At 70.8% G+C, this 25,740-nt stretch carries 22 protein-coding genes and 2 pseudogenes; 13 read left to right on the top strand and 11 right to left on the bottom strand.

The genetic code is table 11. The features are described 5' to 3' along the window. Positions 1–168 precede the first annotated feature (168 nt). Together ACFU53_RS31670 and ACFU53_RS31665 are read right to left on the bottom strand one after the other, a co-directional pair. Positions 169–1,359, bottom strand: coding sequence for a cytochrome P450 (locus tag ACFU53_RS31670; RefSeq protein WP_384000012.1), 1,191 nt, complete (start codon positions 1,357–1,359; stop codon positions 169–171). 84 nt (positions 1,360–1,443) lie between these two features. Further along, the gene (locus ACFU53_RS31665; protein WP_384000009.1) at positions 1,444–2,115 is read right to left on the bottom strand and encodes a response regulator; all 672 of its coding nucleotides are present in this window, start codon (positions 2,113–2,115) and stop codon (positions 1,444–1,446) included. Positions 2,116–2,240: 125 nt separating this feature from the next. Between ACFU53_RS31665 and ACFU53_RS31660 the strand changes: the two genes are divergently transcribed. After that, positions 2,241–3,269 carry an aldo/keto reductase gene (locus ACFU53_RS31660; protein WP_384000006.1) on the top strand — a complete coding sequence of 343 codons (1,029 nt, stop codon included), beginning with the start codon at positions 2,241–2,243 and terminating at the stop codon, positions 3,267–3,269. A gap of 73 nt (positions 3,270–3,342) precedes the next feature. Here the strand turns inward: ACFU53_RS31660 and ACFU53_RS31655 are convergent, their stop codons facing one another. Both ACFU53_RS31655 and ACFU53_RS31650 read right to left on the bottom strand, forming a co-directional pair. Continuing rightward, positions 3,343–4,179: a hypothetical protein gene (locus ACFU53_RS31655; RefSeq protein ID WP_384000004.1), complete on the bottom strand. Its 837-nt coding sequence runs from the start codon at positions 4,177–4,179 to the stop codon at positions 3,343–3,345. A gap of 405 nt (positions 4,180–4,584) precedes the next feature. Beyond that, positions 4,585–5,838 carry a sensor histidine kinase gene (locus tag ACFU53_RS31650; RefSeq protein ID WP_384000001.1) on the bottom strand — a complete coding sequence of 418 codons (1,254 nt, stop codon included), beginning with the start codon at positions 5,836–5,838 and terminating at the stop codon, positions 4,585–4,587. Positions 5,839–6,017: 179 nt separating this feature from the next. Here ACFU53_RS31650 and ACFU53_RS31645 point away from each other — a divergent pair, with 179 nt between their 5' ends. Further along, on the top strand, positions 6,018–6,221 hold the full coding sequence (locus ACFU53_RS31645; RefSeq protein ID WP_383999998.1) for a hypothetical protein: 204 nt from the start codon (positions 6,018–6,020) through the stop codon (positions 6,219–6,221). A gap of 87 nt (positions 6,222–6,308) precedes the next feature. Here ACFU53_RS31645 and ACFU53_RS31640 read toward each other — a convergent pair whose 3' ends face one another. After that, complete coding sequence (locus ACFU53_RS31640) at positions 6,309–6,704, bottom strand: ribonuclease domain-containing protein (protein ID WP_383999995.1); 396 nt, start codon at positions 6,702–6,704, stop codon at positions 6,309–6,311. A 151-nt stretch (positions 6,705–6,855) separates the two neighbouring features. After that, positions 6,856–7,482: a dihydrofolate reductase family protein gene (locus tag ACFU53_RS31635; protein ID WP_383999992.1), complete on the bottom strand. Its 627-nt coding sequence runs from the start codon at positions 7,480–7,482 to the stop codon at positions 6,856–6,858. A 293-nt stretch (positions 7,483–7,775) separates the two neighbouring features. Between ACFU53_RS31635 and ACFU53_RS31630 the strand changes: the two are divergent. Continuing rightward, a pseudogene (locus ACFU53_RS31630) lies at positions 7,776–8,358 on the top strand (SDR family NAD(P)-dependent oxidoreductase); the annotation flags it as partial. 40 nt (positions 8,359–8,398) lie between these two features. Here the strand turns inward: ACFU53_RS31630 and alc are convergent. Beyond that, positions 8,399–9,541, bottom strand: coding sequence for an allantoicase (gene alc, locus ACFU53_RS31625; RefSeq protein WP_383999988.1), 1,143 nt, complete (start codon positions 9,539–9,541; stop codon positions 8,399–8,401). Positions 9,542–9,590: 49 nt separating this feature from the next. Further along, complete coding sequence (gene allB / locus ACFU53_RS31620) at positions 9,591–10,931, bottom strand: allantoinase AllB (RefSeq protein ID WP_383999985.1); 1,341 nt, start codon at positions 10,929–10,931, stop codon at positions 9,591–9,593. A 274-nt stretch (positions 10,932–11,205) separates the two neighbouring features. Between allB and ACFU53_RS31615 the strand changes: the two genes are divergently transcribed. Then, entirely contained in the window at positions 11,206–12,009 is an 804-nt protein-coding gene (locus ACFU53_RS31615) for an IclR family transcriptional regulator (protein ID WP_383999982.1), read from the top strand. Positions 12,010–12,164: 155 nt separating this feature from the next. Here the strand turns inward: ACFU53_RS31615 and ACFU53_RS31610 are convergent, their stop codons facing one another. After that, positions 12,165–12,479 carry a DUF5955 family protein gene (locus tag ACFU53_RS31610; protein WP_152172523.1) on the bottom strand — a complete coding sequence of 105 codons (315 nt, stop codon included), beginning with the start codon at positions 12,477–12,479 and terminating at the stop codon, positions 12,165–12,167. A 236-nt stretch (positions 12,480–12,715) separates the two neighbouring features. Here ACFU53_RS31610 and ACFU53_RS31605 point away from each other — a divergent pair, with 236 nt between their 5' ends. Further along, on the top strand, positions 12,716–13,450 hold the full coding sequence (locus ACFU53_RS31605) for an NTP transferase domain-containing protein (RefSeq protein ID WP_383999977.1): 735 nt from the start codon (positions 12,716–12,718) through the stop codon (positions 13,448–13,450). 231 nt (positions 13,451–13,681) lie between these two features. Beyond that, positions 13,682–15,307, top strand: a complete 1,626-nt coding sequence (gene aceB, locus ACFU53_RS31600) for a malate synthase A (RefSeq protein WP_383999974.1) — start codon at positions 13,682–13,684, stop codon at positions 15,305–15,307. A gap of 18 nt (positions 15,308–15,325) precedes the next feature. Here aceB and ACFU53_RS31595 read toward each other — a convergent pair whose 3' ends face one another. After that, a complete protein-coding gene (locus tag ACFU53_RS31595) occupies positions 15,326–15,649 on the bottom strand; it encodes a SelT/SelW/SelH family protein (protein ID WP_383999971.1) in 324 nt (107 codons plus the stop codon). Further along, a complete protein-coding gene (locus ACFU53_RS31590) occupies positions 15,646–16,560 on the bottom strand; it encodes a HipA family kinase (protein WP_383999968.1) in 915 nt (304 codons plus the stop codon). Before ACFU53_RS31590 ends, ACFU53_RS31595 begins: the two co-directional genes overlap by 4 nt. 1,297 nt (positions 16,561–17,857) lie before the next feature. On the opposite strand from ACFU53_RS31590, the gene ACFU53_RS31585 reads away from it, so the two are divergent. The 7 genes and pseudogenes from ACFU53_RS31585 to ACFU53_RS31555 all read left to right on the top strand — a co-directional run. Further along, entirely contained in the window at positions 17,858–18,355 is a 498-nt protein-coding gene (locus tag ACFU53_RS31585; protein WP_383999965.1) for a nuclear transport factor 2 family protein, read from the top strand. 217 nt (positions 18,356–18,572) lie between these two features. Next, complete coding sequence (locus ACFU53_RS31580) at positions 18,573–19,916, top strand: radical SAM protein (protein WP_383999962.1); 1,344 nt, start codon at positions 18,573–18,575, stop codon at positions 19,914–19,916. Continuing rightward, positions 19,913–22,096, top strand: a complete 2,184-nt coding sequence (locus tag ACFU53_RS31575; protein WP_383999959.1) for a radical SAM protein — start codon at positions 19,913–19,915, stop codon at positions 22,094–22,096. Before ACFU53_RS31580 ends, ACFU53_RS31575 begins: the two co-directional genes overlap by 4 nt. Before the next feature lies 1 nt (position 22,097). Further along, positions 22,098–23,288, top strand: a complete 1,191-nt coding sequence (locus tag ACFU53_RS31570; RefSeq protein ID WP_383999956.1) for a metallopeptidase TldD-related protein — start codon at positions 22,098–22,100, stop codon at positions 23,286–23,288. Next, on the top strand, positions 23,285–24,286 hold the full coding sequence (locus ACFU53_RS31565) for a hypothetical protein (protein ID WP_383999953.1): 1,002 nt from the start codon (positions 23,285–23,287) through the stop codon (positions 24,284–24,286). Before ACFU53_RS31570 ends, ACFU53_RS31565 begins: the two co-directional genes overlap by 4 nt. 68 nt (positions 24,287–24,354) lie before the next feature. Continuing rightward, positions 24,355–25,362, top strand: a complete 1,008-nt coding sequence (locus ACFU53_RS31560; protein WP_383999950.1) for a fatty acid desaturase family protein — start codon at positions 24,355–24,357, stop codon at positions 25,360–25,362. 34 nt (positions 25,363–25,396) lie between these two features. Next, positions 25,397–25,740, top strand: a pseudogene (locus tag ACFU53_RS31555) (hypothetical protein); the annotation flags it as partial.

Genomic DNA, 25,740 nt, shown 5'->3' with positions numbered 1-25,740 from the left:
CCTAAAAGCCCAGGCCCCTGCGGGCCTGAAAAGCACGGGGCGCAGCCCCTGCTTTTCAGGGGCGCGGGGAACTGCGCGAGAAGCCCCGCCGGGCCCGCGGATGAGGGTCGAAGGGGCACCGCCCCTGGGGGATGGGACGGGTAGGGGCGGCGGGGCGAGGAGTCGTCCTCACCAGCGCAGGGGCAGGCTCCGTACCCCCCGTATCAGCATTCCCGGCAGCCACTCGCCCGGTGGGCCGTCCAGGGCCAGGTCGGGGCAGCGTTCCAGGAGGGCGCGCAGGGCCACGCGGGCCTCCAGGCGGGCCAGGGGCGCGCCCAGGCAGAAGTGGATGCCGTGGCCGAAGGCGAGGTGGCCGCGGGTGTCGCGGTGGAGGTCGAAGCGGTCGGGGGCGGGATAGCGGGTGCCGTCGCGGTCGGCGGCGGTCAGGCCGATCATCACCGAGTCACCCGCCGCGATGGCCGAGCCGCCGATGTCCAGCGGCTCGGCGGCGTAACGGAACGTCGCGTTCTCCACCGGGCCCTCGTGGCGCAGGGTCTCCTCCACGACCGCGTCGACGAGGCTCATGTCGGCCCGCACCTCGGCGAGTTGCCCGGGGTGGGTGAGGAGCGCGTGGACGGCGCCGGTGATGAGGTTGACCGTGGTCTCGTGGCCGGCGATGAGGAGGATGAAGGCCATGCCGCGCAGCTCGGCGGGTGACAGGCGGTCGCCGTCCTCGTTCGTCGTCCGGATCAGGGCGCTCAGCAGGTCGTCGGCGGGCGGGGAGCAGCGCTTGTCCTCGATCAACTCCTCCAAGTAGGCGGCGAGTTGGACGAAGGCCTCGTACTCGCTCTCGCCGCTGGTCGGTGCCACCGCCTCCGTCGACAGCTTACGGAAGGCCACCCGGTCGAACTCGGGCACGCCGAGCAGCTCGCAGATGACGGTGAGCGGCAGCGGGTACGCGAACGACTCCACCAGGTCGGCGCGGCCCTGCGGCAGCATCGCGTCCAGCAGCGAGTCGGTGATCTCCTGGATCCTCGGCCGCAGCCGCTCGACCCGGCGTCCGGTGAACTCGCGGGCTATCAGCCCGCGCAGCCGGGTGTGCTGAGGCGGGTCGGCGACCAGCAGATACTTGCCGATCAGCTCCTCGTCGAGGAACGTCACCCCGACCTTCGAACCGTCCTTCGACAGCCGGGGATCGGCGAGCGCCGCCCGCGCCTCCTCGTATCCCACGACGAGCCAGACCTCGTGGTGCGCGTCGTGTTTCGGCAGCCGGACCCGGTGCACGGGGCCGCGCTCCCGCAGCTCGGCGTAGACGGGGTGCGGGTCCTCGGTGAACCGCGGCCCGTACTCCCCCAGATCGATCACCTTCGCCTGTCCCATGAGTCCCCCCCCTCGCCCGTACAACGCGCGGGTGCGCCCACGAGTGCCCGCTCCCCCACCCCGGCTCCCGCCGGTGCCCGTTTCCTAGTGCCCGTCGTCCTCCAACAGCCCCGCGTCGTACGTCAACAGGGCGATCTGCACCCGGTTGTTGAGGTCGAGTTTGGCGAGAATGCGGGAGACGTGGGTTTTGACGGTGGCGACGCTCATGAAGAGTTCGCCGGCGATCTCGGCGTTGGAGGCGCCGCGGCCGACGGCGACGGCGACCTCGCGTTCGCGGTCGTTGAGGGCGGCGACGCGGGAACGGGCGCTGGTGCGTCGGGTGTCGGGGGCGCTGCCGGCGGCGTGTGCCATGAGCCGGCGGGTGACGGCGGGCGAGAGCACGGGGTCGCCGGCCGCGACCCGCCGTACCGCCGCGACGATCTCGGCGGGCGGGGTGTCCTTGAGGACGAAGCCGGCGGCGCCCGCGCGCAGGGCGCGCAGGACCTGGTCGTCGGCGTGGAAGGTGGTGAGGACGACGACCTGGGGCGCGTCCGCGCGGGTGCGGAGCCGCTCGGTGGCCGAGAGGCCGTCGACGGTCGGCATCCGGATGTCCATGAGGACGACGTCGGGGCGCGTACGGTCGACGAGGGCGTCCACCTCGTCGCCGTCGGCGCCCTCGCCCACGATATCGATGTCGTCGGCTCCGCCCAGCATGAAGGAGAGTCCGGCGCGCACGAGGGGATCGTCGTCGACGAGGAGCACTCGGATCGCGGTCATCGGCCCACCGTTCGGATGTCGGTCATGGAGCACTACCGTAATGACGCTTCGCCCGGACCGCCGCGTTGTCATGGGCCGACCCGTTAGTGTCGGCCGGTACGGCATTCAACTGACGGAGGTTTTGGGTGCGTTACCGACTCCTGGGCCGGACCGGGCTCCGCGTCTCCGAGCTGTTCCTGGGCGCCATGACGTTCGGGGAGCAGGGCGGGGTGGGGGCGCCCCGGGAGGAGTGCGCGCGGATCCTCGACGTGTACGCGGAGGCCGGCGGCAATGTGATCGACACGGCGGTCAACTACCGGGGCGGGGAGAGCGAGCGGATCGTCGGTGAGCTGCTCAAGGGGCGGCGCGACCGGTTCGTGCTGTCCACCAAGTACACCGTCTCCCGTGACGGCAGCGACCCCAACGCAGCGGGCAACCACCGCAAGAACCTCGCGCTGTCCCTGGAGACGAGCCTGCGGCGCCTCAGGACGGACTACGTCGACATCTACTGGGTGCACATCTGGGACCGGAACACCCCGGTCGAGGAGACGATGCGCGCCCTCGACGACGCCGTACGGTCCGGGAAGGTGCTGTACGTCGGCATCTCGGACGCCCCGGCGTGGGTGGTCTCGCGCGCCAACACCCTGGCCGAATGGCGGGGTTGGTCGCCGCTCTCGGCGCTCCAGGTGCCGTACAGCCTGCTCAACCGGGACATCGAGCGCGAGCTGCTGCCGATGGCGGAGGCGTTCGGCATGTCGGTGGCCGCCTGGAGCCCCCTGCAGAACGGCGTCCTGTCCGGCAAGTACACCCGCCCGGGCGGGGTGGCCCCGGGCACCGCGACCCGGCTGTCCGCCGAGGCGATCGGGGAGCGCGAGCGCGCGGTCGCGGAGGCCGTGCAGACCGCCGCGGACGAACTCGACGCCACTCCGGCCCAGATCGCCATCGCCTGGACCATGGCCCACTCCCCCGCCGTGCACCCCATCCTCGGCGCCCGGCGCGTCGAGCAGCTCATGGACAACCTGGGCGCCGCCCGGCTCGTCCTCCCCGAGGAGGTGCTGGCCCGGCTGGAGGAGACCACCGCCTTCCGCCTCGGCTTCCCCGGCGACTTCATCGACGAGGCGTCCGCGTGGGTGTACGGATCGGCAGGGCAGCGCGTCGTGCCGCGTATGGCTTGATCGGACGCCGGCGGGGCCCTCGGCCGGCCGGCGTCCGCCGACTGCCGCTCGATCGGCGCCGGTCGGTCGCCCCTCAGCCGCGCAGCCGTACCCCGTGCCGGGTACGCAGGCGGCGTACCTCCCACCACGCGACGGCGGTCACCGAGGCCGGGCCGCCGATGAGGGCGGCGAGCTGGACCACGGGCGGGCCCGGCGGCAGCCCGCCGACGGCCAGGTTGATGGCGGAGAACTCCCACACCAGGGCGCCGGTGAGCAGCGCCGGGAGCGCCGGGTGCACGTCGGCGGTGTTGAAGGCGCTGCGCACGGCGGGCCCCGAGGCGAAGACGATGAAGAGCAGCACCCAGAGCAGTGGCACGAGGAGGGCGAGCGGCGCCCAGACGCTCACGTCCTTCCCCATGTACGTGCGTGTGTAGTAGATCGCTCCGCCGAGGAGCGGCACCGTCGTGAAGGCGCCGACGTACCACAGGACCGATTTCCCGGCGGTGCGCAGAGGGGCGCGCATGGCCCGTCGCGCGGTCGGTGAGGACCAGCGGAAGAGGGCCACGACGACCACGGGCGCGCTCAGGAGCAGCAGCCAGGGGGTGATGATCAGCCGCATCGTGAACTGCTGCTGCGCCTGGTCGATGTCCTCGGGTTTGCCGTACGCCGCCAGGATCAGCAGCGACATGACGGTGGCGGTCCAGGCCCGCCTCCGCTGCACCCGCGAGACATCGTCGTCCACGAGGCGGTGGCGGGCGCGGGAGGGGAAGATCCGCCGGGCCGGGCGGCGGGCCGAGCGGGCAAGCGGGTAGCCCACCAGCAGGCCGACCACCATCGGCCACGCGCACATCACGGCCATCGTCCAGAGACAGCCGTGCAGCCGGAGCCCGCTCAGGAACTCCCTCAGCGGCGGCCATTCGTCCTCCCGCATCCGCCGTACGAGGGTGGGCGGCGGTTGGGGGACGTAGGGGTAAGGTCCGTACGGGTAAGGGGTGTTGGGGCCGTAGGGTGGTGGGCCCGGCTGGGGCGGCACGTACGGTCCCGAAGGTGGCGGTGGAGGCGGGGGGTACGGTCCTCCGTTCGGCTGCCAGGGCGGCTGATACGGATTGTGTCCCCCGAAACTCACTCTGCTGTCCCTCCCGAGGCGCACCGGGTGCTTCGTACCGGATGGCTCGTACAAGCCGTACGAGCCGTACGAGCCGTACGAGCCGTACGAGCCGTACGAGCCGTACAAGTCAACTGGCAATCATGCGGGACGAGACGGCCTCGCGCACGCCGATGCCCGGATTCGGCCCCGAGGCGCTGCGTATGACCAGCCCCGAGGCAAGGCCCGTGGTCAGGCCCAGGGCAGCCAGGCCCGCACTCCGAACCCGCCGTCCTGCTCGGGGCCGTGGTCAAGGCGGCCTCCGGCCAGCGTGGCGCGTTCGGTGAGGCCGATGAGTCCCTGGCCGGAGCCGGGGACGGGCGGGACCTCCCCCGGGGCCGCCGGATTGTGTACGGAGACGGTGAGTCCGTCGCCCGGGGCGCCCGAGACGGTGACGGTGACCTCGGCGCCGGGGGCGTGCTTGCGGGCGTTGGTCAGGCACTCCTGGGCGATGCGGTAGGCCGTGCGGCCGACGGAGGTGGGGACGGCGGCACGGTCGGTGACGTGGTGGTCGAGGACGACCTTCATACCGGCCTCGCGGGACTCGGAGACGAGGGTGTCGAGCGCGGCGAGGGTCGGCTGGGGGCGCCCCGCGTCGTCGGGCTCGCCCGCGCGCAGCACGCCGATGATCTCCCTCAGGTCCTGCAGGGCCTCGTGGGCGCTCTCCCGGATGACGCCCGCCGCGCGAACGATCTCGGCCTGGGGTGCGTCGGGCCGGAACTCCAGGGCGCCCGCGTGCACGCTGAGCAGCGTCAGGCGGTGCGCCAGGACGTCGTGCATCTCGCGCGCCATGGCCTCGCGGGCGAGCCGTTGTGCCTGCTCGGCGCGGAGCGCCGCCTCCGTCTCGGCCCGCCGGGCGCGGTCCCGGAAGCTCAGCATGAGCTGCCGCTTGGAGCGCACGAACATGCCCCAGCCGACGATCGCGGCGGTGAGCAGCGCGGCGAGGAACACCGCCCAGGGGTAGCTGACGTCGGGGTCGGGCCGCAGCCAGAAGAACAGCGGGGTCAGTGCGACGGAGGCGGCGGCGACCCAGGCCACGTAGCGGAAGGGCCGGTGGACGGCGAGCGTGAAGAGGGCGACCAGGCCGGCGCCGCCCGCGGTGTTGGACACGAAACAGACCGGGACCATCGCCACGGCGAGGCCGACCGGCCAGCGCCGGCGCAGCCAGACGGCGGCGCATGCGAGCGCGCCCAGCACCTGGTCGAGGAGGGCGTGGGCCGGTGGGAGGTCGGGCTCGTTGTTGACCGTCTCCACGGCCAGGAGACCGATGAACACGGCCAGCAGGAAGCAGGTGAAGTCGACGACCCAGTCGCGCGGGGTCCGCTTGGGCCGCCGTCCGGGCTGCCCGTGGTCGGGGTCGTGGTCGGGATCGAGCAGGGCCGACGGCAACAGCCAGCTCCGCCCCGGGAAGGTCGGGGGCTCCGGTACCGGCTTGTCACCACTCACGGTCGACAAATCTATGCAGAGACGGCCTCCGCCACCTCCCCTCCGCCGGTGATCGCGACCAAAGTCGCGATCTCGTCGACTTTGGGCGGCCCACCGCCCCGCGGATCGGTACTCCCGTCGGACAGGCCTCGCCCCGCGGCCGATGAATGTGGGGGGACCGCGGGGCGAGGATCCTGGACATGAAGCAGTTGTTGGAGTTTCTCGGGTTCATCGCCCTGGTGCAGGGCTCCGGCGGCCTGGTGTACGAACTCACCGGCAAGCTGAAGTGGGGGGTGACACAGCGGTGGAGCACCCTGGACGGCTACGAGATCTATGTGAGCATCGCGCTGATCGTCCTGGCGTTCGCCCTGTTCGCGGCGGCGGAGAGCCGGAGGTCCGGGTGACCGTCCGAGTGACCGGCGGCCCGCCCGAGCGTCTGCCCGGTGGGGGAAGGACAGACGGTCGGGCGGGGTCGTGCCGGATCGGCCTGATCAGCAGTCGTAGTCGACCAGGTCGAAGGACGCGTAGTGGTCGGCGGTGTAGTAGTCCTCCTGGTAGTCCTCACCGGTGACGATGCGGCGGGCGCCGCGGGTGGAGGAGCCGGGGGTCTTCACCGTGTACTCGTGGTAGTAGCCGGTGGACTGCGTCGGCAGGATGCGCTCCCGGTTCTGGAAGACGCTGCCGTCCTGCGAGTACGGGTAGGGGCCGCCCCGCGCGATCAGGTTGAGCGTGGTGTACGCCTGCGACGGCAGGTCGCCGTAGCAGATGCTGCCGACTGCGGTCGTGGCGGCGCCCGCCGGGCCGGCGGTGACGGTGCCGCCGACGAGGAGGGCGGACAGGAGGGCAGCCGCCGCTCCGATGCGTGTTGCTCGTGGGGGGAATCTCATGGCCACATGATGACGCGCGTAGACAGTGGCATGTCAATGACAAGTTCCATGATTTTCCGGGCACGTCCGGTAAGTTTTCCGGGAGTTAACCCGAGTTCACGGGGGTGCCCGCGATCTTCACACCGTCGACCGCGGGCAGGCCCGTCGCAGGTCAGGCGTTCTGCGGGAGCTCGTACGTGCCGTACTCGGGACGCCCCGCGCGCTCGTACGTCTGGATCGAGACGCCGGTGCTCGTGATGCTGCCCCCGGCGTGACGGAACGCCGTCGGGAGAGCGCCCTCGGCGAACAGGCGGCGCCCGGAGCCGAGGACGACCGGGAACGTCAGCAGGTGCACGGTGTCGATCAGGTCGAGGGCGAGCAGCGACTGGGCGAGGTCCCCGCTGCCGTGGACCTGCACCTCGCCGTCGGTGCGCTCCTTGAGGGCGGTGATCTCCTTGGCGAGGTCGCCGGAGAGCACGGTCGTGCCGCTCCATTCCGGGTTCGTGACGGTGTTCGAAACGACGTACTTGGGCAGGGAGTTGAGCTTTCCCGCGACCGGGTCGGCCGGGTCGGTGACCTTCGGCCAGTGGGCGGCGAAGATCTCGTACGTCCTGCGGCCCAGCAGGAAGGCCCCTACGCGGCCGAAGACTCCGTCGATGAACCGTCCGAAGTCCTCGTCCCCGTACGGGACGCTCCAGCCGCCGTGCTCGAAGCCGTCGCGGCGGTCCTCGTTCGGGCCGCCGGGGGCCTGGTAGACGCCGTCGAGGGTGATGAAGGAGGTGAGGGAGAGCTTGCCCATGGCGGGTGCCTGCTTTCGATGCGCTGAGGTGGGAGCCGGTGTCCGGTTGGGGCCTGTTGTCCGTCGGGGCCCGTTGTCCGTCGGGGCCCGTTGTCCGTCGGGGCCCGTTGTCCGTCGGGGCCCGTTGTCCGTCGGGGCCCGTTGTCCGTCGGGGTCTGATGTCCGGTGGGCTCTTTTGTCATCAGGGCAGACCCCCGTGGTGCCCGCAACTCATCGGTGGGCTGAGGAGTCGGGCCGCCTCGACGGGCCTCGCCCGATCTCGACGTCCGTTCGCGACTACTTCGAACGGAAATCTGAACGGCGGCAACCTTTCGAACGGCGACCGGCCTCTCGACGGCAAGGTCGCCCTCGTGACCGGCGGCAGCCGTGGCATCGGTGCCGCGACGGCGGTGCTGTTGGCCCGGGAAGGCGCGGATGTGGCCGTCGCCTATGTGCGCGGCAAGGACGGGGCCGAGGAGGTCGTACGGGCCGTGGAGGCCCTCGGGCGGCGGGGAGTGGCCCTGCGGGCGGACTCCGGGGACGCCGAGGAGGCGGCGGGTTCGGTGGGGCTGGCGGCCGAGGCGCTGGGCGAGCGGCTGGACGTGCTCGTGAACAACGTCGGTGTCGGGGTGCTGGGGCCGTTGGAGAGCCTGCCGCTCGCCGAGGTGGACCGGGTGCTCGCCGTGAATGTGCGGGGGTGTCTTCCTGGCGTCCCAGGCCGCCGCGGCCCGGATGGGGCGCGGCCGCCCGGATGTGGCGCAGCCGCCCGGATGTGGCGCCGCCGCCCGGATGGGACGCGGCGGCCAGATGTGGCGCGGCGGCCGGATGATCACCGTCGGGACGTGTATGACGCAGCGTGTGCCCGGTCCCGGCGGGACGCTCTACGCGATGAGCAAGCTGTCGCGCCGTTCCCCGCGCCCTGAAAAAGGGCAGGGGGCTAGCCGCCCAGTTCTTGGTGGCGGGCCGACAAGTGGGTCTTGCCCGCTTCCGTCAGGGAGCCGAAGAGGCGTAGGCGGGAGATGCCGCCGTCGGGGTAGATGTCGACGCGGGCGTGGGTGGCGGTGGTCGGGGTCGGGGTCGGGGTCGGGAGGACGAAGCGGTGGTTGGTGTCGGGCTGCAGACGGGTGCGGGGGAGGATCTCGGTCCAGTCGCCGTCGTCGCCGTCCTTCACCGAGACCGTGGCCCAGCCCGCCGCGTTGCCCTTGAGGTACGCCGTGTCGATCTCCAGGGCGCGGATCTCGGACTGGGCGGCGAGGCGGTAGCGGATCCAGTCGTTGCCCTGGTCGCGGCGGCGGCGGGTCTCCCAGCACTCGTGCATCACCCGGGCGCGGCCGGGCTGGATGGTGTTGGTGGCGGGTGAGTAGAAGAGGTTGGAGGCGTCCTCGGCCTGGCCGCCGTTCTCCAGGGCGACCACGTCGAAGGTGCCGAGGGCGGCCAGCCAGGCCGGGTCCGGCACGACCTCGCCGTGGACACGGAGGCGGGCGATGCCGCCGTCGGGGTGCTGGTTCAGGCGGAGGTGGGTGAAGCGCTGCTCGACGGAGACCGCGAAGCCGTTCGCCGCGTGGCCGCCGACCGGGGTGCGCTGGACGAGGGTCGTCCACTTCACGTCGTGGGCGAGCAGTTCCTCCGGCGACGGGGAACCGGTCACGCACGCGCCCTCGACGGAGACCGCCTGCGGGTAGTTGCCGCGGAAGTGGGCCGTGTCGACGACGATCCCGCGGATCACGCCGGGTGCGCCGAGGCGGATCAGGGCCCAGTCGTGGTCCTCGGCCGTCGGCCAGGGGTGCTCGGCCGAGGCGCCCCGGCGGCGGCGCGTCTCCCAGCCGTCCATGATCTTGCCCTTGTGCCCGAAGTGCTCGGGGTCGAACTCGGCGCGCTCGGGCACCAGCAGGTTCTCGCGGTGGGCGAAGAACTCGTCGTTGGCGGCGACGACACCGGCGCCGAGCCTGCGGTCCGCAAGGTCGGCGTACCGGGTGAAGGGGAAGTCGGCGGTGCGGTAGTCCGCGTACGGGTCACCGCCGCCGTACGGGTTCGCGTCGCCGGTGAAGCTCGCCAACGGGGAGTGTTGCTGCGCCGTCACGATGATCAGGTCTGCCTTTCGGTTGTCGCCGCTGCGGGTGCGGGGGCAATCAGGGGGTGCGGGTGAGGAGTTGTCCCTTCGGCTCGGTGAACTCGCCGTCCGCGACGATGCGTTCGCCGCGCAGCCAGGTGGACTTGACCACGCCGTACAGGGTTCTGCCGGCGTACGCGGTGACGCGGTTGCGGTGGTGGAGTGCGGCCGGGTCGACGGTGAAGGTCTCGTCGGGGGCGAGGACGGCGAAGTCGGCGTCGCGGCCGGCCTCGATGGCGCCCTTGCGGTCGTCCAGGCCGACGAGTTCGGCCGTCCGCGACGACATCCAGCGGACCACGTCCTCCAGGCCGTGGCCGCGCTCGCGGGCCTCGGTCCAGACCGCCGCGAGGCTCAACTGCAGGCCGGAGATGCCGCCCCAGGCGGTGGCGAAGTCGTCGGTCTTCAGGTCGACCGTGGACGGGGAGTGGTCGGTGACCACGCAGTCGATCGTGCCGTCCGCGAGGGCCTGCCACAGAAGGTCCTGGTTGGCGGACTCCCGGATGGGCGGGCAGCACTTGAACTCGCTTGCCCCGTCCGGGACTTCCTCGGCGGTGAGGGTGAGGTAGTGCGGGCAGGTCTCGACGGTGATCCGTACGCCGTCCCGCTTGGCCTCGGCAATCAGGGGGAGCGCGTCGCTGGACGAGAGGTGGAGGACGTGGACGCGTGCGTCGAGCCGCCGGGCCTGGGCGATGAGGGTCGCGACGGCGGTGTCCTCGGCGTCGCGCGGGCGGGAGGCGAGGAAGTCGGCGTACCTGGGGCCGCCCCGCTGCGGGGCCGCGTCGAGGTGATGCGGGTCCTCGGCGTGGACGATGAGCAGTCCGCCGAAGCCGGCGATCTCGGCCAGGGAGCGGGCGAGCCCGTCCTGGTCGAGGTGCGGGAACTCGTCCACGCCCGACGGCGACAGGAACGCCTTGAAGCCGAAGACCCCGGCGTCGTGCAGCGGCCGCAGGTCCTTGACGTTGTCGGGCAGGGCACCGCCCCAGAAGCCGACGTCGATGTGGGCCTTGCCGGCGGCGACCTCCCGCTTCGTACGGAGGTGGTCGACCGTGGTGGTCGGCGGGAGGGAGTTGAGGGGCATGTCGACGAGGGTGGTGATGCCGCCGGCCGCCGCGGCGCGCGTGGCGGTCCAGAAGCCCTCCCAGTGGGTGCGGCCGGGGTCGTTCACGTGCACATGGGTGTCGACGAGGCCGGGCAGCAGGACGTGGTCGCCGAGGTCCTCCAGGCGGGCGCCGGACGGTACGTCGGCGTCGTACGGGAGGACGGCCGTGATCGTGCCGGCCGCGACGGCGACCGCGGCGGGGCGCGATCCGTCGGGGGTGATGACACGCGTCGAGCGCAACACCAGTTCAGCCTCGGACACCGGGAACCCCTCTCGCCGCACCGCTGTTCACTTCCGCGTAACGGTATTTACTTCCGCGTAACGGAATTCAACGTTCTGTTGAAGGAGTTTTCACCCCCACCTCCGCCCCGTCAAGGGCACACCCCTCCACTCTGCCTCCAACGTCTCCCCTCTGGATATTTTCACAAGACGGAATTAGATTTCCACTGAGCAGAACGTAGTGACGTACAAGCAAGTAGTCAACGAACTGCCCGGTAGGCTGCGATCTCGCCCGCCACCCGAAAGGACCGCGCCCGTGCCGACGTCCAGCGCCAGCGCCAGCACCACCGAGTCCACCAAGTCGCCCTCGGGTGGTGTCCAGTCCCTCGAGCGCGCCTTCGATCTGCTGGAGCGGATGGCGGACGTCGGCGGCGAGGTGGGGCTCAGCGAACTGTCCGCGAGCAGTGGGCTGCCACTGCCGACCATCCACCGGCTGATGCGGACGCTGGTCGTCTGCGGCTACGTCCGCCAGCAGCCCAACCGGCGGTACGCCCTCGGCCCGCGCCTGATCCGCCTCGGCGAGTCCGCGTCCCGGCTGCTCGGCACCTGGGCGCGCCCCTACCTTGCACGCCTCGTCGAGGAGACCGGCGAGACGGCGAACATGGCACTCCTCGACGGCGACGAGATCGTGTACGTCGCCCAGGTGCCGTCCAAGCACTCCATGCGGATGTTCACCGAGGTGGGCCGCCGTGTGCTGCCCCACTCCACCGGCGTCGGCAAGGCCCTTCTCGCCGACTTCCCGGCCGACGAGGTCCGCGCCCTGCTGGCCCGTACGGGCATGCCGGCCGCCACGGACAAGACGATCACCACGCCCGACGGTTTCCTCGCCGCCCTCGACGACGTACGCACCCTCGGCTACGCGGTCGACGACAACGAACAGGAGATCGGCGTCCGCTGCCTCGCCGTCTCCGTCCCCAACTCCCCCACCGCCGCGGCCATTTCCATCTCCGGGCCGGCGGGCCGCGTCACCGAGACCGCGACGGAACGCATCGTGCCGGTGCTGCAGCAGGTGGCGGTGGAACTGTCCGAGGCGCTGGCGAGTTCGGTGGCGGGGAGCTGACGACCTCGATGGTGGGCCGCGGGTAGGTGGGGGCGCAGCCCCCTGATCTGTTTAGGGGCGCGGGGAACTGCGCGAGCAACCACAACCAACCCGCGGCTGGGGGTCGAAGGGGCGCAGCCCCTGACGGGTAGGGCGGCGGGGGCGAAGAAGCCCGCTCAACGCCGCGGCGGCTCCCCGAACAACTCCACCGCCGTACGAACCTCCGCCAGCCCCCTCGCCAACGCACTCACCGACCCGATGGACCCCGCGATCAGCAACAGAGACCGACGCAACCGCGGCACCTCGGGCATACCGGTGACAGCCATCGCCGCGAGCGCCGCCAGCTCATCCTCGGCGATCCCCCGGTCGGGGAACTCGGCCGGATGCGCGGCCAGTTCACGACGCAGCCGCGACACGGCCGAGCGCAACCCCGCCACCCTCGGATCCTCATCACTGCCGGTCACTGACCTCTGTCCCAAGCTCCGCAACACAGCTCTCTCCCCCCTCGCCCACTCCCTTGTGCGCGAGTCATGGCCGCACGCCCAAGTACGGCCGACCGCCCCGTGGCGTCGGTCGGGCGCCGGGGGTGGCGCGGGCCAGTAAACGCCAATCAGTGTGGCGAGCGCCACTACGGGGACTGAAATTCAGTCCCCGGGCATCACAAAGCCGGCCCCCGGTCCGTCCCGCGTCACGGAACACCCACGCCGGGTCGGGTATGCAAGGAGACATGACGCACCACCAGGCCCAGAACCCACCCCGGCACACGGCCCGCCACACGGCCCCTGACGCGGAGGCCGGCAGGAGCGAGGTCGTCGGGCTGCTGCTGGCCGCCGGCGGCGGGCGGCGCCTCGGCGGCCGCCCCAAGGCCCTGCTGACCCACCACGGCCGCCCCCTGGTCGAACACGCGGTCGCGGTGTTGCGGGCGGGCGGCTGCGCCCGGATCCATGTGGTCCTGGGGGCCGAGGCCGCGACCGTACGCGCCCGGGCCGAACTGCCCGGCTGCGTACTGGTCGAGAACCCGGAGTGGGCCGAAGGCATGGGCTCGTCACTGCGGGCCGGACTGGAGTCGCTGACCGGGACGGGCGCCGACGCCGTCCTGATCTCGCTCGTCGACCAGCCGGGCATCGGACCGGAGGCGGTGGCCCGCGTCCTCGCCGCGTGCGATCCCGGCGGCCCGCCGGACCCGTCGCCGAGCCGGGCCGACAGCCCGCCCGATCCATTGTCGCCATTGTCGCGCCGGTCCGGCACCGCGCTCGTCGCGGCCGCCTACGACGGCCGCCGGGGCCACCCCGTCCTTTTCGGCGCCGCCCACTGGGCCGCCGTCGCGGCGACTGCCACGGGGGACCGAGGGGCACGCGCCTATCTGAAGGCGCACGACGAGGCGATCACGCTCGTCGAGTGCGGGGACGTGGCGCGGCCGTACGACATCGACACGGAGGCCGATCTGGTCCACCTGGAGTGAGCCGCGCCCGACCGGGTCGCGCCAGCCGCGCCACGCTCCGTGAGCGTATTGACACGGGGAGCCACTATCCCTCGACCCGAAGAATCTCGACATCAACAAAACATTGAACTTCCACCATGAGGAAACTAGTATCCACTTTTCAGAAGTGCCCCACTCATCCGAGGGCGTTCACAGCCCTACCCGGGTCGACTGACACCCGGTTGCCACGCCCGCTGAAGGAAGTGACAGCTCATGTCCGCACCAGCGCCGTCCCCGCTGGCCATCGTCGACGCCGAGCCCCTGCCCCGCCAGGACGAGGTTCTCACCCCCGCCGCCCTCGCCTTCGTGGCCGAACTGCACCGCCGGTTCACGCCCCGGCGTGACGAGCTGCTGGCCCGCCGCGCGGAGCGCCGTGCCGAGATCGCCCGCACCTCCACGCTGGACTTCCTCCCGGAGACCGCCGCGATCCGCGCCGACGACTCCTGGAAGGTGGCCCCCTCCCCCGCGGCCCTGGACGACCGCCGCGTCGAGATCACCGGCCCCACCGACCGCAAGATGACGATCAACGCCCTCAACTCGGGCGCCAGGATCTGGCTCGCGGACTTCGAGGACGCCTCCGCGCCCACCTGGGAGAACGTGGTCCTCGGCCAGGTGAACATGGCCGACGCCTACACCCGGAACATCGACTTCACCGACGAGCGCACCGGCAAGTCGTACGCCCTGCGCCCCGACGAGGAGCTGGCCACGGTCGTCATGCGCCCGCGCGGCTGGCACCTCGACGAGCGCCACCTCGTCGACGCCGACGGCACTCCCGTCCCCGGCGCGCTCGTCGACTTCGGCCTGTACTTCTTCCACAACGCCCAGCGGCTGCTCGACCTCGGCAAGGGCCCGTACTTCTACCTCCCGAAGACGGAGTCGCACCTGGAGGCCCGCCTCTGGAACGAGGTCTTCGTCTTCGCGCAGGACCACGTCGGCGTCCCGCAGGGCACCGTCCGCGCGACCGTCCTGATCGAGACGATCACGGCCGCGTACGAGATGGAGGAGATCCTCTACGAACTGCGCGACCACGCCTCGGGGTTGAACGCGGGCCGCTGGGACTACCTCTTCTCCATCGTGAAGAACTTCCGTGACGGCGGCGCCAAGTTCGTCCTCCCGGACCGCAACGCGGTGACGATGACGGCCCCGTTCATGCGGGCGTACACCGAGCTCCTCGTCCGCACCTGCCACAAGCGCGGCGCGCACGCGATCGGCGGCATGGCCGCGTTCATCCCGTCGCGGCGCGACGAGGAGGTCAACAAGGTCGCGTTCGAGAAGGTCAAGGCCGACAAGGACCGCGAGGCGGGCGACGGCTTCGACGGCTCCTGGGTCGCCCACCCCGACCTGGTCCCGATCGCGATGGCCTCCTTCGACGCCGTCCTCGGCGACAAGCCCAACCAGAAGGACCGCCTCCGCGAGGACGTCGACGTCAAGGCCGCCGACCTGATCGCCGTCGACTCCCTCGACGCCAGGCCCACGTACCCCGGCCTCGTCAACGCCGTCCAGGTCGGCATCCGGTACATCGAGGCCTGGCTGCGCGGCCTCGGCGCCGTCGCCATCTTCAACCTCATGGAGGACGCGGCCACCGCCGAGATCTCCCGCTCCCAGATCTGGCAGTGGATCAATGCGGGCGTCGAGTTCGAGAACGGCGAGACGGCCACCCCGGAGCTGGCCCGCAAGGTCGCCGCCGAGGAACTCGCCGCCATCCGCGCCGAGATCGGCGAGGAGACCTTCGCGGCCGGCCACTGGCAGCAGGCCCACGACCTGCTCCTCCAGGTCGCCCTGGACGAGAACTACGCCGACTTCCTGACCCTCCCGGCGTACGAGCAGCTCAAGGGCTGACCCGGCTCGCGGGCTGACCTACTCCTGCGCGGCCCTGTCCGAGTGGCCCAGGGACTTTCCCGGGGCCACTCGGTCGCGTACGGCCTGCTTGACGGCGGTGGGCTCGGGGAAGCCCTGCTCGCGGCGGTCCCAGACGGTCTCGTCGTTGACGCGTACGACGAAGATCCCGCCCTTGCCGGGCTTCAGGGACAGCTCTGTCAATTCCGCCTCGAAGGTCGTCAGTAGTTCCTGGGCCAGCCAGGCGGCGCGGGGCAGCCAGCGGCACTGGGTGCAGTACTCGATCTCGACGCGCTGTGTGTCCGCCGTTTGCTGTGTGTCCGCCGTCAGGGGAACGTCCGTCATCCGAGGTGCACCGACCAATCCTGTTCCGCCGCCGGTTTGCCGTGCAGGTCGGGGACCCGTTTGAGCCAGTTCGGGCGGCCTCGCTGTGTCTTCGCCGCGCGGAGTGCCTCCTCGGCGGCGAGTTCCTCCCGGGTGGGGAAGTCGGTGGGGAGCCAGGCGGCGGAGGCCCGCACGCGCGCGTGGAGGTAGCGGACGTAGGCGTCGCGGACCTCGTCGGGCGACGCGAAGCCGTCCTCGGTGGGCAGCCAGGCGTCCGGCACCTCGGCGACGATTTCCCGCAGCAGCTCCTCCGTCACCTTCGGCGCGAGTTGGGCATCCGCCGCGCGTACGTCGGGGGTGTAGTGGCCCAGGGCGTGGTGGCGGAAGTCGTACGCCTTCGTGGGTTCCGAGGCGTCCCAGCGGTGGTGGAAGACGAGGGCCGCGCCGTGGTCGATCAGCCAGAGGCGCGGGGGCGCGATGCCGAACGTGGGCCAGATCATGAGGTTGGAGCTGTGCACGGTGCGGTCGACGTTGACCGTGAGGGCGTCGAGCCAGATGATCCGGCCGGCTTCGAGGGGGTCGACGCGGAACTCCTTCGCGACCTCCGGGGTGAAGTCCTTCGCGCCCGGCAGATAGTCCATGCCGAGGTTGAGACCGGCGCTCGCGCCGTGCAGCTCCCGCACCTCCTGGTGGGGCTCGCTCTCGGCGATCGCCGGGTCGAAGTGCGCGAGGACCAGCTCGGGGAATCTCAGACCGAGCGCCCGCGCCAGCTCACCGACGATCACCTCGGCGACCAGCGCCTTGCGACCCTGCGCCGAGCCGGTGAACTTCACGACGTACGTCCCGAGATCGTCGGCCTCGACGAGTCCCGGCAGCGAGCCACCCTCACGCAGGGGCGCGATATAGCGGGTCGCGGTGACCTCTTTCAGCATTCTCCCAGGCCACCCGTCTCTTCAACCTTGCAATCCACGACGATTGCCGGAGAGGCGCAGCAGCGGGAATCGCCCGTCAACGGTCCTGGGGAGAATCTGGGGAGTTTCGACTGGCATGCGGTTCTCCCCGCTTCCCGAGCAGTCCGTCGATGGTGGTTCGCCCCTTGCTTCCGGCCTCCGGCATGAAGTGAGCATAGTAACCAAGGTGATCGCGGGCGAAGAGTGCCCGAGCCACCGTGCCAAGGTCACGACGGATTCTCCGGCCGCCGGCATGAGCGAGGCATAAGTGTGCCGCAGCACGTGGAAGCCGTCCTTCGGGGCCGCCGCCCACTGCCAGGGTTTCGTTCCCTTGGCGCGCGGCGGGATGATGCCGGCCCGGTGCGCAGGGTCAGGGCGAGGGTGTCCATCAAGTCGCCCGCCATGTCGTGCTGTTGCTGGGCGGCGGCCGCGTTGCCGACCGTACCGGGCACGAACTCTCGTACCCGGGAAGCCAGTCGGCCTCTCGCGCGTGAACAGTGCTCCGTCGCACGGGAGTTGGCAACCCGACAATGAACACCGCACACGAGGCAGGCCGAAGCACACGACGCTTCAGGACGGCGCAGAACCGAGGCCTCGGCCCGGTCTCGAATTCGATCAAGCGGACGGTGTACCGCCAAGGTTAAAAATTGGTTAGTTCGGCTGGAATCTCAACAGCCCCGCTGCGGCACGGTTGTTGACAACGTGCCGTGGCCTGATCTCGGCGGCGGATGCTCCGTACCGGGTCGTCGCCCACAGGGCGTACCAGGACGGCCGGGGACATCGGAGGAGGCGTGCCGCCTGGCGCTGGGCGGGCGGGTGCGACTGGTCGGGCACGGTATTTCGGCACAGTCCCGGCGCGGCGAGGCGGGCGGGGAACGGCGTCGCGGGACGGGCGGACGCCGTCGCGCGGGGCGGCGATATTCGGACTGCGTATTCGGTCTGAATGCCGCTACTTCCGGTCCGAATTCCGCCAGTCGTGGGCCGCGGGGCCGGAATTGATCGAGTGATCCGGTCTGTAACAGGACACCCGGGGCGTTGACAGGCCTACACCTATCGGCCTTCAATCAGGAATCACAAGAGCTCAAATCGGACCGTTGCGATCTGCCAGGGGTAGGTTCCTGGGCTCTGCGCTGGCCATGTTTGCACAGCGGGCAAGCATGGGTCCGGGCTGCTCGCCATCTCGGCATTGATGCTCCATCGGAACTGTCCATTCGGGCTCTTCAACTGCTCGTGTTTTCGCGTGCAGTCAAAGCGGAACGAGTCAGAGGGAGTTCTCCGAATGACCGTTGATTTCATGGCGTCCGTCGGCACGGACACCATCACCCGGGAAGCTGTCGATCAGCTTCTCGGCGAGTACCAGACCACCTACGAGAACAGCAGCCCCGACTATTTCAAGCTGTTCGCGGCCGACGCGACGTTCTTCGTCCAGTCGTCCCCGAACCGCATCGACAGCCGCGAGGAGTTCCAGCGGGTGTTCGCGCTGACGCCGGGCACCACCCGTCGCAGCCAGCTCCTGTCCCCCGAGATCCGCATCATGGGGGACGCGGCACTGGTCAGCCTGCACTCCCGCGTCGCCCTCGGCGACGAGCAGCAGTACCTGCGCGAGACCCTCGTGGTGACCCGCGACTCCCGTGGGGCGCTCCGCATCGCGCACCTGCACATCTCCCCCCAGGAGATGCCGGCCGTGCCCGACACGCCGGAGCGGGCGCTTGAGGAGATCGCGATCATCGAGGAGCGCACGGCCACCACGGCCAGCACCGTCGGCACTCCGAAGTAGGCACTCCAAAATAGGCACTCCGAAGTAGGCACTCCAGGCCGGATGTTCCGGCACCGCTGGGGCCCGTCCCGTACGGGTCCCAGCACCCCGCACGCCCTGCCGTCGTCCCAGATCCACCCTTACACGTTTCCGCTCGTCCTGTTCACGCATACCGGCACCGCGTTGTCAGAGCACACGTTTATGGATTTCTGGAAGTCCTGGATCCTGGAGGGGTACGTTGTTGCAGAACATCGTGACCTGCACGCCCGAATACGCCCGACGACTCCCGGAGAAAGCCCGGCCGCTCATCCGTTACCGGCGGGAGGACTTCGGCTGGCTGGCCGCTTTCCCGGACGGTTCGATGGCCATGTACGACGAGGGGGTGGAGCCTCTTTTGCGCGCGGGAGAACCCCCAGAGCGCTGTGCGGATCACCTCATCGACCGCCTCTCCGTGGACACCGAATTCCGCTTCCGGGCACCCGCGATGGTCTGGCTGGAGATAACCCGGACCTGTAATCTCCGCTGCCCGCACTGCTTCGTCGAAGGCGGAAAGGCCCGCAGTACCGAGCTGCCCACCGAGCGGATCATGGCACTGCTCGACGAATGGGCCGAGATGGGTGTCTTCTCGCTCATCATCACGGGGGGTGAGCCCACCATTCACCCCGATTTCAGCGATATCGTGCAGCGCGCCTACGACCTCGGGTTCGTCGTCGGGATCCCCACGAACGGCACCACGCTGACCGAGGCGATCATCAAGCGGCTCCCGCAGGACGACGTCATCGTCAGCATGAGCATCGACGGCCTGCACGGAGAGGGGAAGTACCGCAACGAGGGCGAGTTCGACTACGTCACCCGTCGGCTGGCCGAGCTGCGCGACCGCGGCTTCAACACCAGCGTCATGACCACCACCACGCACCAGAACGTGGACGACCTGCCGATCATCCTGAACTGGGCGCGGGACAACGACATCAGCCTGCGCAGTGTGCCCTTCATTCCCATGGGCCGCGGAGCCCTGCACCGCGATCTCGCCAGCACCGTGCACGACGTGGAGAACACGGCGCGTTTCTGGATCGAGGAGGAGGAGTGGGCCCGGCAGAAGGACGAGACCCTCGGCCTGTGCGCGGGCAAGGTCCTGGACTTCCTCTACACCATGGTCTTCGCCACGCGCCGCTGCATGAGCGGCCGCGGGGTGTGCTACGTCAGCTCGTCGGGTGACGTGTTCCCGTGCAGCACCTGCGCGGGCAACAAAGTGCTCGCCGGCGGGAACGTGCAGATGACACCGTTCGCCGAGATCTGGAACGACGAAGACTGGCTCATCCGCAAGATCACCTGGGACAACTACAAGGACACCTGCGACGGTTGCCCGATCAACGACGACAAGTACTTCTGCACCGGCCGCTGCCCGAGCCAGTCCAGCATCCTCAACGGCAGCTACGACGGCTGTGGCACCACCGAGTTCCAACGGCAGAGCATCATCCGCCGGGAGGAACTGTTCCGCGAGCGCATCATGTCCGAGCCGCTGGTCGAACTGCGGCGGCCACAGACGGACGTCACCGCTTCCGAGCCGGGGCGGTCGGCATGATGAAGGTCGGCCTGATCAGCAGCCTGCACCTCAACCACGGCGGCATGTCGCTGCACACCAGGCCCGGCGACCCGATGCCCATGCAGACGTTCGTGCCGGTCGGACTGCTCTCCCTCAAGGCGTCGGCCGACACCGCGGGCGTCCCCGCCGACATCAATGTCGTCGAGGTCAACCGGCTCCTCGTCGACGGCACCATTCCCAACACCGACGCGCTCTACGACGACATCGCCGCCTCGGTGCTGGCCGCCGGCGACTCCCTGGTCGGCCTGATGACCGACGCGGACTCCCTCTCGCACACCGTACTCATCGGCCAGGCCGTCAAACGGCGCTCCCCGGACACCCTGGTCTGCCTCGGTGGACCGGCCGTGACTCCGATCAGCGCCGAGTTCCTCGAGCGGTTCCCGTGGGCCGACTTCATCGTGCGGGGCGAGGGCGAACTGACCTTCAGCGAACTGCTCAGCACCCTGCACGCGGGCGGCGACCCGGCCGACGTGCGCGGAGTGACGTACCGCCGCAAGGGCGAGTCGGTGGTCAACTCCGACCGACCGCTGGTGAAGGACATGGCCGACCTGCCGTGGCCCGCCTACTACGCCTTCGACATGACGACCGATGCCAACCTGTATCTGGATGTGGGCCGCGGCTGTCCCTTCAAGTGCTCGTTCTGCGCCACCGCGCCGTTCTGGGAGCGGCGGTTCCGGATGCGGCCGATCGACGACATCGTCCGGCAGATGGAGTACGTACGGGACGCGTTCGGCCGGACCAGCGTCAACTTCTCCCACGACATCTTCACCTGCGACCGCAACTGGACGCACCGGTTCTGCGACGAGATGATCGCCCGCGACGTCGGCGTCACCTGGGGCTGCAGCACCCGTACCGACGTCATCGACGCCGAACTGCTGCAGAAGATGGGCGCCGCGGGCTGCGAGGAGATCTACTACGGCATCGAGAGCGGCTCGCCGAAGATGCAGCGGTGGATCAAGAAGAACCTCGACCTCGAACAGTGCCTCAAGGTCGTCAAGGCCACCAAGGCGGCGGGCGTCCGCCCCGTGGCCGGCTTCATCGTCGGCTACCCCACCGAGACCCGCGAGACGCTCAACGACACGCTGACCCGGTTCTTCCAGTTCCTCCAGGAGGGCGAGGGCCGCAGTCAGCTGTTCACGCTGGTCCCGCTGCACCAGTCACCGATGTTCCGCCAGTACGAGAAGACCCTCAACCGGCCGGCCGAGTACTACGACGCCCCGGTGACCGAGTCCCGGATGGCGCAGATCCAGCAGTACCGCAGGGAACACAAGGACCTGTTCTGCACCGACTACCGCTTCGCCAGCCCGGACATCAACGAGGCCCTGATCGACGCGGCCGAGGAGCTCTCCGGCCATGTCGTCGTCCTGGCCTCGCTGTGGCCCCAGTTGCTCGCCCACTACGACTCGCCGCTCGCCTGGTTCGAACGCTGGGTCGCCTGGATCGAGCGCTACAACGACCAGCACTCGCCCGGCACCCGCTACCGCCACCAGTGCGAGCCCCGTGACCTGCTGGTCTTCGCCCAGGAGGAGATCGCCCGGCTGGGCATCGAGGACAGCCCCGTCGCCGCGCTGGTGCGCTACGAGATGATGCGGCTGGACGCCGCGAATCTCCCGGCCCCCGGTCCCCGCCCTGCCGCGTCCACCGTGGGCCCCGAGTCCGCGCTGCGGCCCGGGGACTTCCTCGGCGCGGAGTTCCCGTACGACCTCCAGGAGTTGCTGCGCGGTGAGACCGTCCGGGCGGCCTCGGACGGCGGCGCGTACGTCGTGACGCGCAAGAGTGCCGCGGACAAGATCGAGACCATCCAGCTGGGGCGGGCGGCCCGCACCTTCCTGGAGCGCGCCGACGGCCGGCGCACCGCCCGGGAGCTCATCGCCGAGGCGTTCCCCGAGTCCACCGCCGAGCGGGACCCGCAGCGGACGCTCGACCACGGCCTCGGACTGATCCGCTCCCTGGCCGGCATGGGCCTCCTGCTGGAGTGCCCTGCAGGCGCCAAGGCACTGGAAAGCCCGCCGGGCGCCAAGGCGTTGGACGGCCCGGCTCCCACACGGACCCCGGCCCGCCCCGCGCCCGCGAACGGCACGGGGACACCGCCCCGCCCCGGCCCCCAGGCACTGGACGCCCCCGTCCGCGTCCCCCGCAAGAAAGCGGAGGCGCGCTGACGTGACGGCCGCGGAGGTGGTGCGCGTCGAACGGGCCCTCGGCGCGGTCCTGACGGCCGACGGCGGTGAGGGCCGCGCCCACCGAACGGATTTCCACGGCGGACGTCTGGAGCGGGCTGGTGCGGACGTGCGGATCTTCTCCGGTCCGCCACCCGCGCCCTGGCGGCTGCCGCTGCCGGACCCCGAACCGCTGGACGACCACGGCGAGGCCGCGGCGGCCCTGGCCGCACTGCGCACCCGCTTCGGTCCGGGAAACCGCCTGCACTACACGCAGACGTCGTCGGTCCGGGTCGTCGCCGGGCCCGGCACGGGCGACCCGGTGCCCCAGCGGCGCCGGGTCTGGTCGCTCACCGGAGACCTCCGTACCCGCGGCGGCCGTACCGTCCCGGTCGGCCGCAGCGGACGCGGCCCGGGCGCCGCCCGGCTCCCCGAACCCGCCTGGCTCGACACGACCGACTGGCTGCTGGCGGCGGTGGACCGGGCCGGGCCGCTGGAGACGGGTGCCCCGCCCGCCGTCCTGTCGCCGCAGGCGGCCGGTGTCCTGCTCCACGAGGCCGCCGGCCACTTCGCCGAGGGCGCCCCCGACGGCACGCCGGTGCTCAGCCACCGCCTGCGCTGCCGGGTGGCCGGCGAGCTGGTCTGCCTCGACGACGATCCGCTCGCCGAGGGCGGCCCCGCCCACTACGACAGGGACGACGACGGCATCACCGCTCTGGGCCGGCAGCGGATCGTCGTGGACGGCGTCCTCGTACGGCAGCTGCACAGCGCCGCCAGCGCCGCGCGCGCCGGAGCGATGCCCACCGCCAACGGGCGTGCCGCGTCGGTGCTCCAACGCCCGTTGCCGCGTATGTCCAACCTGGTCTGCCGACCGGGCGGCACCGCGTTGGACGAGCTGGTGGAGAACGTCGGCCACGGCCTGCTCGTCCACCGGCTGGCCGACGGCATCCGGTTCGGCGACACCGTCGAGGCCCGGCTGGTGCTCGGTGAGCTGATCCGCTCCGGTCGCCGTACCGGGGACTACGTGACGGGCCGTGTCCGGGAGCGGGCCGACGTCCTGACCCGGATCGTCGAGCTCGGCGACCGCGGCGAGTTCACGGACAACGCCCTGTGCGGAAAGGACCGCCAGATGCTGTTCGACGTCGGGACGTGCGCGCCGGCCGTCCGGTTCTCCGCGCTGCGGTGCGCGTCATGACGGCGATCCGCGTGGTCCGCCGCCACACCGCCGTACGCGTGTCACCCACGGGCCGGGAGTCACGCACCGACCTCGTCCTGCGGGCGGAGTCCGGCGCACCCGGCGAGTGGCGGCTCGCCGCCCACCCGGCGGACACCGAGGGAGCGGACCAGGCCGGCCGGGCACACGCCGCCTGGCGCGTCCTGGCGGAGAAGTCCCGCCCCGTACTCCGCGAGGACGGGCTTCTCGTCGAGGCGGGCCGCACCGGAACCGAGATCGAGTGCGACGGCCGTACGGTGCTCACGCGCGACCGTGCCTATCTCCTGGTCCGGGACGGCGACCACGTGCTCCACCTGGGGGACGGAGCGGCCCCCGAGGACGCGCTGCCCTGGGTCCGGGCCGCGGACCCGGACGAGATCCGCGCCGACGACCCCGTCCTGTTCGGCCCGTCCGCCCTGCTGGCCCTGACGGCCGCGGTCCAGGAGGCGCGGGGCGGTTCAGCACCGGGCGCCCGGACAGCTCCCCCTGCCGTGTCCCCGTACCCGCCCCACGACCTGTCCCTGCCGCTGCTGCCACCCGAGCTGACGGGCGGCCGTACCCGCGCCGACCTCGACCAGGCTTGCGAACTGCTCGGCGATCCGGCGCTGTGGCTCGTACCGCACGGCACCTTCGGCGAGTTCGCGGCCGGAGACCGGCCGGACGCCGACACCGGGCGGCTGCCCGTCACGGCACCGCCACCGCGGGCGCTGATCGTCGACTCCCTGGCCCCGCGGGCCCGTACGACCGACGGAGTCCTCGACTGGACCGCCGCCTACCGCGTCCGCGACAGCACCGGAACGGGGCGCGGCACCGGGCCGCTGCGGCTGCGCGGCGTCCCGGCAGAACTCCTCGCCGCGGCCGAGGCACACCACGGGCCCCGAAGGCCCGGACTCGGCCGCGACCCCATCGGGCGGGCGCGCTACCGGCTCGCCCCGACCGTGGGCACCTCACTGAACGCGAGCCGAACGCTCGCTCCCTGACGTTCCAGCACACATCCGCAGAAGAAAACCGGCGAACTCCGAAGAGAACCCAAGAGAGAGGATCCGCCATGCCATCCACGGCCCCGCGGGACGACGAACCACTCAACCTGGACGGCTTCCAGGATGTCCTGCTCGCCCCGGTGCGCGGCGCCGACACCCGGCGCGGACTGCCGATGACGTACTTCGAACGCCGTCCGGGCCGGTTCGCGACGAAGATCGCCCTCTCCTTCGGCGTCATCGTCGTCTGCTACACGGCCCTGCTGGAACTGCCCGGCCCCGCGACGATCACCGTCTGCGTCCCGGTGCTCGGCGTGCTGTACGCCTACCTCGTGGAGTTGCAGCACGAGTGCCTGCACGAGCACGCGTTCCGCTCCCGGTGGGCCAACCGGTTGTGGGGGTTCGTCAGCGGGATGTTCATGTTCAGCGCCTTCTCCCACTACAAGTACGAGCACCTCAGGCACCACGCCTACCTGGGCACGGAGAAGAACCTCGAGTTCTTCAACTACCGCTTCCGCGGCCTGGACAGCGTGCACGGGTTCGCCTTCGCCGCGTTCCACCTCGGCCGGTACGCCGACGTCGTGCGCAACCTCGGCCGCGGCCTGTTCCGGCGCCCGATACCCGCCGTGGGCCGGCCGCGGGCCACGCGGGCCATCCAGAACGAGTACCGGGTGCTGCTGGCCCTGGTCGTGGGCGCGGTCGCGGTGAGCGTGCTGACCGGGAGTTGGTTCTTCGTGTGGGCGTGGCTGGTGCCGGTCCTGCTGGTGAGCGAGGCCGTCCACTTCCTGATCGAACTGCCGGAGCACTTCGGGTTGAACACCCAGACCGACCCCAACGTCCTGTCCAACACCCGGACCGTGCGGGCCTCCCGGTTCACCCAGTGGATCACCAACTACAACAACCTGCACACCGCGCACCACTACCACCAGGGCGTGCCCATGGTGAACGTGCCGAAGTTGCACGACTCCATCGAGGAGAAGATCGAGGCCGTCGAGCCGTCGTACTGGAGCTTCTACCGCAAGGTGCTGCGCGGGGAGATCGTCTACCAGGGCGACGACCAGACCTGCATGACGCGTTGACGCCGGAACCGACGACCGGAAGGAAGCGATGCTTGTGAACGGCGTGGTTTCGACGTTCAACGAATGGGATCCCCTGGAGGAGGTCGTCGTCGGCCGGGTCGACGGGGCCATGACCTCGGCGTGGGACGAGCTCGACCGGATCACCGTGCCGCCCGCCTCGTGGGAACGGATCGCCGGCTCGCCCGGCACCCGGGGCGTGCCGGTGCCGCCGGACGTGGTGGAGGAGGCGCAGAAGGGCCTGGAGGAGTTCATCGGCATCCTGGAGGCGGCGCCCGACACCCGGCGCCGCCCCCACCCCCCCGACATATCCCGGCCGGTCGCCCCCCCCGGCGGGTCCGTGGCGAACCGCAATTGGGTGGGCCACCCGCCCGACCAGCT

Origin of the sequence: Streptomyces sp. NPDC057474, assembly GCF_042802555.1 — a bacterium.
GTDB lineage: Bacteria > Actinomycetota > Actinomycetes > Streptomycetales > Streptomycetaceae > Streptomyces.
Note: the sequence above shows the minus strand (reverse complement) of the source record. Positions and strands in the feature narration are given on the sequence as shown.